Source organism: Coprococcus sp. ART55/1 (assembly GCF_000210595.1).
Classification (GTDB): domain Bacteria; phylum Bacillota; class Clostridia; order Lachnospirales; family Lachnospiraceae; genus Coprococcus; species Coprococcus aceti.
Genome location: NC_021018.1, coordinates 314,312 through 322,507, shown reverse-complemented (window position 1 = coordinate 322,507; position 8,196 = coordinate 314,312). Strand labels below are relative to the sequence as shown.

7 protein-coding genes are annotated in these 8,196 nt (G+C 44.6%); 5 read left to right on the top strand and 2 right to left on the bottom strand.

Annotated elements, in window-relative coordinates; all coding sequences use genetic code 11:
- Nucleotides 1–57 precede the first annotated feature (57 nt).
- The 3 genes from CCU_RS01460 (at nucleotide 58) to CCU_RS01450 (ending at nucleotide 3,387) form a co-directional block, all read left to right on the top strand.
- A complete protein-coding gene (locus CCU_RS01460) occupies nucleotides 58–1,275 on the top strand; it encodes an LL-diaminopimelate aminotransferase (RefSeq protein WP_015533302.1) in 1,218 nt (405 codons plus the stop codon).
- Between the two features lie 215 nt (nucleotides 1,276–1,490).
- Nucleotides 1,491–2,990: an alpha-amylase gene (locus CCU_RS01455; protein ID WP_015533301.1), complete on the top strand. Its 1,500-nt coding sequence runs from the start codon at nucleotides 1,491–1,493 to the stop codon at nucleotides 2,988–2,990.
- Between the two features lie 67 nt (nucleotides 2,991–3,057).
- Nucleotides 3,058–3,387 (top strand): YerC/YecD family TrpR-related protein, encoded by a 330-nt coding sequence (locus tag CCU_RS01450; RefSeq protein WP_015533300.1) that lies wholly within the window; start codon nucleotides 3,058–3,060, stop codon nucleotides 3,385–3,387.
- A 117-nt stretch (nucleotides 3,388–3,504) separates the two neighbouring features.
- Here CCU_RS01450 and CCU_RS01445 read toward each other — a convergent pair whose 3' ends face one another.
- The gene (locus CCU_RS01445; RefSeq protein WP_015533299.1) at nucleotides 3,505–4,206 is read right to left on the bottom strand and encodes a DUF1836 domain-containing protein; all 702 of its coding nucleotides are present in this window, start codon (nucleotides 4,204–4,206) and stop codon (nucleotides 3,505–3,507) included.
- Between the two features lie 484 nt (nucleotides 4,207–4,690).
- Nucleotides 4,691–5,977 carry an HlyC/CorC family transporter gene (locus CCU_RS01440; protein ID WP_055143832.1) on the bottom strand — a complete coding sequence of 429 codons (1,287 nt, stop codon included), beginning with the start codon at nucleotides 5,975–5,977 and terminating at the stop codon, nucleotides 4,691–4,693.
- Between the two features lie 185 nt (nucleotides 5,978–6,162).
- On the opposite strand from CCU_RS01440, the gene CCU_RS01435 reads away from it, so the two are divergent.
- Both CCU_RS01435 and CCU_RS01430 read left to right on the top strand, forming a co-directional pair.
- A complete protein-coding gene (locus CCU_RS01435) occupies nucleotides 6,163–6,345 on the top strand; it encodes a hypothetical protein (protein ID WP_015533298.1) in 183 nt (60 codons plus the stop codon).
- A 181-nt stretch (nucleotides 6,346–6,526) separates the two neighbouring features.
- Complete coding sequence (locus CCU_RS01430; protein WP_015533297.1) at nucleotides 6,527–8,152, top strand: ABC-F family ATP-binding cassette domain-containing protein; 1,626 nt, start codon at nucleotides 6,527–6,529, stop codon at nucleotides 8,150–8,152.
- Nucleotides 8,153–8,196: the final 44 nt, after the last annotated feature.

Here is an 8,196-nt window from a genome sequence, read left to right as displayed (position 1 = left end):
CAGGACCGGCAAGGGAAGTATTTGAAGGCTGGACTGATATATATTAGGAGGAAAGATATGTTTAAGGCAAATGAAAATTATTTAAAGCTTCCGGGAAGTTATCTCTTCTCAACAGTTGGAAGAAAGCAGAGAGAGTACAGCGCAGCACACCCTGACAAGAAGGTTATAAGACTCAGTATCGGTGATGTGACTCAGCCACTTGCACCGGCTATCATAGAGCGCCTTCACAAGGCTGTAGACGAGATGGCAGTTGCGGAGACATTCAAGGGATATGCTCCTGATCTCGGCTATGAGTTCCTCAGAAACACCATAGCAAAGAACGACTATGCTGACAGAGGCGTGGACATATCTGCTGATGAGATATTTGTCAGCGACGGGGCAAAGAGTGACTCAGCAAATATCCAGGAGATATTTACAGCAGACAGCAAGATCGCAGTATGTGATCCTGTATACCCTGTATATGTTGATTCAAATGTAATGGCAGGAAGAACAGGAACATACGACAAGAACACAGAGTTGTGGAGCGATGTAATTTACATGCCATGTCTTGCGGACAATAACTTTGCGCCAGAGCTTCCAAAGGAGACACCTGACATCATATATCTGTGTTTCCCAAACAACCCTACAGGAGCAACGATCAAGAAGGATCAGCTTCAGGAGTGGGTAGATTACGCAAATAAGGTCGGAGCAGTCATCATCTACGATGCTGCATACGAGGCATATATCAGCGAGGAGGATGTTCCTCATACAATATATGAGTGCGAGGGCGCAAAGACATGTGCTATCGAGCTCAAGAGCTTTTCTAAGAATGCAGGATTCACAGGAACACGTCTTGGCTATGCTGTAGTTCCAAAGAATCTGAAGGACGCAGATGGCGTGTCAATGCACAGCCTGTGGGCAAGAAGACATGGAACAAAGTTCAATGGCGCTCCATACATTGTTCAGGCAGCAGGAGACGCGGTGTACTCAGACGAGGGCAAGGCTCAGACAAAGGCTCAGATCGCATACTACATGAATAACGCAAAGGTTATCTCACAGGGACTCAAGGATGCGGGTTACACTGTATCAGGCGGTGTAAATGCGCCATACATCTGGCTTAAGACACCGAACAACATGTCATCATGGGATTTCTTCGATTATCTGCTTGAGAATGCAAATGTAGTCGGAACCCCAGGTTCAGGCTTCGGACCAAGCGGTGAGGGATATTTCAGACTTACTGCATTCGGAACTTATGAGAATACAGTTGAGGCTATAGAGAGAATCAAGAATATGTAATACAGCTATAAGCTGTGGTGTATACATGCATGGATCAGCGTGTGTGATCCGATATATATACGTTACAGTACATAGTGTCTTTGGCATGCCTGCAGGCACTCCGGTAAGGGGAGTCTGCGGGCATGTTTTTGTTATTTGTCGGTCTTTACTCATATATTCAGATTTGATATAATGACTTATAAGGGTGATTAAAAGCCAATAACGGAGGTATTGAGATGAAGGATAACGGACTTTTGGTACAGTATTTTACAGCGAATACGACCGACAGCCAGGATTTATGGAAAAAGGCAGCAGAGGACGCTGCGGTTCTGAAGAAGATGGGGGCTACGGCTGTATGGTTTCCGCCTGCTACAAAGGGAGCACAGGGCAAAGAAGATATGGGGTATGCTCCGTACGATCTGTATGATCTGGGAGAGTTTGACCAGAAGGGTTCAGTTGGAACCAGATATGGAACTAAGGATGAGTATATAGCTGCTATAAAGGCTATGAAGGATCAGGGGATAAATGTCTATGCGGACATTGCGGTCAGACAGAAGCTCGGCGCTGACAGGATAGAGAAGGTTACAGCAGCCGACTTCAACACCAAAGATATTCCACAGATGATCGGCAATAAGAAGACTGTGGGAGCACTTTCAAAGTTTACATTCCCTGGAAGAAAGTCAAAGTATTCCAAGTTCAAGTGGAACTGGAAGCATTTTGCGGGAATAGACTGGAAGCAGGAAGAATTCAAGAAGCGTGTGTGCGCTCTTGAGGGCAAGGATTATGACGAGGCGGACAAGGAATATTCCAAGTATGATTATATAATTGGAAGCGAGATTGATTTCTACAATCAGGAAGTGTATGACGAGCTCATGGCGTGGGCTCAGTGGTACGAGAAGACCACTGATGTGGACGGATTCAGATTCCAGGAGGCGGAGGCTATCCCTGCATGGTTTGTGAAGGATTTTATTGAAGCGACATCTGATGTCCCTGTAGCCGCTAAAAAGAAGGGCGCAGATGAGGCTCCGGAATATGTACATAAGGACATATTTGCTGTCGGTGATTTCTGGCACTGGAATACAGAATATCTGAATGGCTATATCAAGGCCACAGACAATGAGGCATCCATGTTCGATGTGCCATTGCACTTCAATTTCCACGATGCATCTGTGGCAGATGGAGAGTATAACATGGCAGATCTGCTTAAGGGTTCGCTTATGATGAGCAATCCGGAGAAGGCTGTTACATTTGTAGATAACCACGAATCCCAGGTCGGAGGAGTTCTGGAATCGTACGTTGAGGATTGGTTCAAGCCTCTGGCGTATGCGGTCATACTGCTCAGAGAGCAGGGCTATCCGTGCCTGTATATCGGCGACTATGCGGGAATACCACAGGTTAAGGTAAAGTCTAAGAAGACGATACTGAATAAGCTGCTCAAGCTCAGAAAGAAATATGCATACGGAACTCAGCACGACTACTTTGATCACAGCGAGGTTGTTGGATGGACCAGAGAGGGCGACGAGGAGCACAAGGATTCAGGACTTGCGGTTGTCATGTCCGATGGAATGGGCGGCACCAAGAGAATGTATGTGGGCAGACAGTTTGCGGGAGCACATTTTGCAGATGTCATGGGTAATGCCAAGTATGACATCAAGATAGATGACGAGGGCTGTGGCGAGTTCTATGTCAACAGAAGAGGCCTTTCAGTCTGGATCAAAAAAGATTGCAAATTATAAGAAAGTGGTATATAGTATATATTACTTTATCACGCTAAAGTCGTGAAAGTCAAAAAGGAGCTTAGACATGGGAAAAACAGTACATACAGAGGCAGTACAGGATCTGTTTGAGGCAATACTTACATTGGAGACAGAAGAGGAGTGCTTTAATTTCTTTGAGGATGTATGCACGGTGAATGAACTGTTATCTATAGCACAGCGTTTTGCAGTGGCCAAGATGCTGAAGGAAGACAACACATATCTGGAGGTTGCGGAGAAGACCGGAGCATCCACAGCCACGATAAGCAGGGTCAACAGATCCCTGAATTATGGCAAGGACGGATATGAGCTTGTATTTTCAAGAATGAAGAGCTTCCAGCAGAATGACAAGCAGAGCAACGAGAAAACCGACAAGTAGTCAGACAAAACCCCTGAACGATTACATTTTATCTTATCGTTCAGGGGTTTTATTTGTGTTACAGGCTGGAGTCCTGTAAAATCTGGTCGCAATACTTGTTGGTTGTGCGTAAGCTGACTATTTTTTCCTGCCCTCGGCTGCGGCGTTTGCCTGTGGCTGCTTAGCCTTTGCGGCTTTGGCTGCTGCCTGCTCTCTGGCTTTCTGTGCCTGGGCTTTAGCCTTCGCCTTGGCATCTTCCTCAGATTCCTGTCTGAGCTTGTCTACCAGATGCTCCACATATTTCTTCTTGGCATATATATCAACTGAGAGAAGTGAGATCATGCTGAGATCGTGGAGATAGGAGTCCTTCTCAGGATCATACATGGCATCAGCCTTGTTGGCTGTTCTCACGATATCCTTGATGATGTCACCGTAATGCTGGGATAGATGCTCATACAAGTGGGCGTATATATCAGAAATATCCTTTCCGTCCTTGTTGGAATCAAAATAACCATCTATAAGAGGCTCAAGCAGAGTCTGTATATCGTTGATGCTGAGCATGTTCTTCAGGTAGTATATATAAATGAGCAGTATAAGGTGCTGCTTAGAATATCTCTTCTTGTTAGGCGATGGCAGAAGATTGTTCTTTGTGTAGTTGTTGATCATGGTCTTGGTCATCACCTTGTCCTCGTCATTGCGTCTGTTCTTTCCAAGCTGATCCTCCATGAAGGTGGTCAACTGATCCATGTACAGGTCAATGGAAGGAATATCCTTAGGGTCTATATAATCAAGGCCACCGGCCATTGATATTATGTCTTTAATATTTGTCTTTTTATCCATATAGACACCTCTTATATTAGTTGGAGCACGCACAGGAACTGCTGTGCAAAAATGCTGTTCATAAATACCGTTCACAAATTGACATATTCCAACAGTTGTACGTGCTGTGTATGCAGTATGCATTGTTTGCGCAGCATGTGCTGTTTTGTGCAGTATATGTTGTTTATGCAGTGTGTAATACCGCATATAAACAGTTGATTTTGAATCAACACGACATATTATATAGTATTCAAAACTACATTACAAGGTTGTTTTACTATAAAACGTATTAATTTGTTAAGAAATCAAGAGGAAAGAGAATGCTCAGGACGCTAGCTGGCTGCAAGTTTGACGATTGTATCTTTTTGAGCCGAAAAAAGAGAAAAGCACACAAGCTTTTGCAAGCCTGTGTGCTTTTCGTAAATTCCTTCGAGAAATATCACAAAATTGTATCTTTTTCAACGAAAATGTCTGTTTGCGCATAACCCCGCCACCCGGCGCTGACTTACTCGCCATCGGCGTCGCCTGGCTCCTGCGGAGCCAGCGTGATAAGCACTCTGGCGACTCGCTTTTTGTCCATCTCAAGTACCTTGTAGATGCATGAGATGTCGGTGACGGACTCGCCCTTGGCTGGAATGTGATCCAGCAGCTCGGTTATGTAACCGCCGAGGGAGTCGTAGTCCTCTGATTCTATCTTTAGATTCAGTGCATCATTCAGATCATCCAGCTTGATGGAGCCATCGACGTTGTAGTGGGTGTCGTCGACCTTGATGATGTTGTTGTGTTCCTCCGTGTCGTACTCATCCTTGATGTCTCCGATGATTTCCTCAATGAGATCCTCGATGGTAATAAGTCCTATGCAGATTCCGTACTCATCGAGCACGATGGCCATGGTATTGGAATCCGACTTCATGGAGTGCAGAAGATCATTGGTCTTCTGATATTCATATACATACAGTGGCTTTCTCATGATGTTACGAACGCTGAAATTATTGATATCATGGGTTGCCTTGTAGAAGAAGAGATCCTTAACATGAAGGATACCGATCACGTTATCTCTGGAGTCCTCATATACAGGAATTCTCGTATACGGTACTTCCATGTAGAGCTTCAGCAGATCATCATAAGCCATATCAACAGAGGCGATGGTCATATCTGCTCTTGGGATCATGACATCCCTTGCAATGGAATCTCCGAAGTCCACCACATTGGTTATCATTTCCTTCTCTTTGTCCTCGATGACGCCTTCCTCCTCACTGACGTTCACCATGCTTATGAGTTCATCCTCGGTCATCTTCTGGTTCCCGCCGTCCTTGTCGAGCCTTATGATCCAGAATATAAAATCAGCGATCTTATTCACTATGAATATCACAGGTGTGAGCACTATCATAAGGAACTGGATTATGTCAATGTATAACAGCGATATCTTCAGGTTATAACGCTGAGCCAGGGTCTTTGGTGTGATTTCTCCGAAGAGGAGAACGATCAGTGTCAGGGCTCCGGTTGCAATACCGACAGCAGAGCTTCCAAATGCCTTTGTTACGAATGTGGTCGTGAGAGAAGATGCTGATATGTTGACAATGTTATTTCCTATAAGAATAGTGCTTATCAGCTTGCCTGAATTCTCTGTGACCTTGAGAACCCGTGAGGCCCGCTTGTTGCCGTTGTCTGCAAGAGACCTGAGCGAGAATTTACTCACCGTTGTGAGTGCTGTTTCAGCTGAAGAAAAGAATGCGGACAGTGCGATCAGCACCACCAGAATGATAATGTTTATTATGGAACCTGCGTCCAAGATTTCATCTCCAATCATTTAAAAAATTTTTAATTCTGATTGTACTTAATATATAGCATATTGTCAAGAATCCGTACCTTGATGTGGCAAAGAATCAGCGAAGAATGAAATGTGGAATAAAAAGCAGAAAAAGACACACAATAATAAGGCAGCAGAAAAATGCATAGCAAAAAGGAGAGAACATCATGAGAAGTTCAACAGAAACCTACAAAGAAGTTGCAGAGAGATGCAGTGCGTATGAGAAGAAGTGTTCTTGTAAGGGCCTTTCAAACGATGTGACGGGTAAGAGTTGTCTTAACTGCGATCATTTTACAGACACAGAGTACTGTGAGCTTGATCTGTATGATCCTATAGTCAAGAATCTCTAGCTGGCAGCCAGAAAATTCTGGTAAAGGATATCAGAATGGAAGAGTGGAGCGGGGCAGGAAAAGCGCCGCTCTGTACATAAAGTAAAGTTGACACATCTGACATGTATTGATATACTTAATCACTGAAAATGGAGACGTTTGCGTGTGCAGACAGAGTAAATAGTGAAAGGTATATACGTCGATGATTAGTGCGAATAACGTAACATTGAGATTTGGTAAGAAGGCTTTATTTGAGGATGTAAATATCAAATTTACAGAGGGTAACTGTTATGGACTGATCGGTGCAAATGGTGCCGGCAAGTCAACTTTCCTGAAGATCCTGTCAGGAGAGATAGAGCCGTCAAAGGGTGATGTGACCATGAATGATGGAGAGAGACTTTCAGTTCTCCAGCAGGATCACTACAAATACGATGAGTACCAGGTGCTTGACACAGTAATCATGGGTAACAAGCGTCTGTATGAGATAATGAAGGAAAAAGATGCTATATATATGAAGGAGGACTTCTCAGACGAGGATGGAGTCAAGGCTGCAGAGCTTGAGGCTGAATTTGCTGAGATGAACGGCTGGGAGGCAGAGTCAGATGCTTCCACACTCCTGAACGGACTTGGAGTAGGCACAGAGTATCACTACAGCCTGATGAAGGATCTGGATGGTGGACTCAAGGTCAAGGTGCTTCTTGCCCAGGCCCTTTTTGGCAATCCGGATGTACTTCTTCTGGATGAGCCTACAAACCACCTTGATATGGATGCCATCGCATGGCTTGAGGAATTTCTCATCAACTTTGAGAACACGGTTATCGTTGTATCGCATGACAGATATTTCCTGAACAAGGTATGTACCCATATAGCAGATATAGATTACAGCAAGATCCAGCTTTACGCAGGTAACTATGACTTCTGGTACGAGTCAAGTCAGCTTATGATCAAGCAGATGAAGGAAGCCAACAAGAAGAAGGAAGAGAAGATCAAAGAGCTCCAGGAGTTCATTCAGAGATTCTCGGCAAATGCTTCCAAGTCCAAGCAGGCTACATCCCGTAAGCGTGCCCTTGAGAAGATCGAGCTGGATGACATCAAGCCATCAAGCAGAAAATATCCATACATTGATTTCAGACCAAAGAGAGACATCGGTAACGAGGTGCTTACCGTATCACATATCTCCAAGACGGTTGACGGAGAAAAGCTTCTGGATGATATCTCGTTCACGGTTGGTCATGACGACAAGATAGCATTTGTCGGACCGAACACCAAGTCAACCACCATGCTCTTCAAGATACTTGCAGGCGAGGAGGAACCGGACGAGGGAAGCTATAAGTGGGGAGTTACTACCTCACAGGGATATTTCCCTAAGGACAACACCAAGGAGTTCGACAACGACCTCGTGATAGTTGACTGGCTGACACAGTATTCAGACGAGAAGGATGCCACATATGTAAGAGGCTTCCTCGGAAGAATGCTCTTTGCAGGTGAGGATGGAGTTAAGAAGGTCAAGGTCCTATCTGGAGGAGAGAAGGTAAGATGTCTTCTGTCCAAGCTGATGATCATGGGGTCAAACACCCTGATTCTCGATGAGCCTACAAACCACCTCGATATGGAGTCCATCACGGCACTCAATAACGGACTTATCAAGTTCCCTGGTGTAGTACTGTTCTCCTCACAGGATCACCAGTTTGTACAGACAACTGCAAACAGAATCATAGAGATTACAAATACAGGTCTCATAGACAAGCAGACAACATACGATGAGTATCTTGCAAATGACGAGCTTGCCAGAAAGAGACAGGTCATGAACATGGATTCAGAGGACTGATATATTGATATATGATCACCTGAATACAGATCATGACAGAAAAA

What these genes read in the sequence shown, in the direction of transcription:
- CCU_RS01460 (WP_015533302.1), top strand. Translation starts at nt 58, where the DNA reads ATGTTTAAGGCAAATGAAAATTATTTAAAGCTTCCGGGAAGTTATCTC.
- CCU_RS01450 (WP_015533300.1), top strand. Translation starts at nt 3,058, where the DNA reads ATGGGAAAAACAGTACATACAGAGGCAGTACAGGATCTGTTTGAGGCA.
- CCU_RS01455 (WP_015533301.1), top strand. Translation starts at nt 1,491, where the DNA reads ATGAAGGATAACGGACTTTTGGTACAGTATTTTACAGCGAATACGACC.
- CCU_RS01430 (WP_015533297.1), top strand. Translation starts at nt 6,527, where the DNA reads ATGATTAGTGCGAATAACGTAACATTGAGATTTGGTAAGAAGGCTTTA.
- CCU_RS01435 (WP_015533298.1), top strand. Translation starts at nt 6,163, where the DNA reads ATGAGAAGTTCAACAGAAACCTACAAAGAAGTTGCAGAGAGATGCAGT.
- CCU_RS01445 (WP_015533299.1), bottom strand. Translation starts at nt 4,206, where the DNA reads ATGGATAAAAAGACAAATATTAAAGACATAATATCAATGGCCGGTGGC.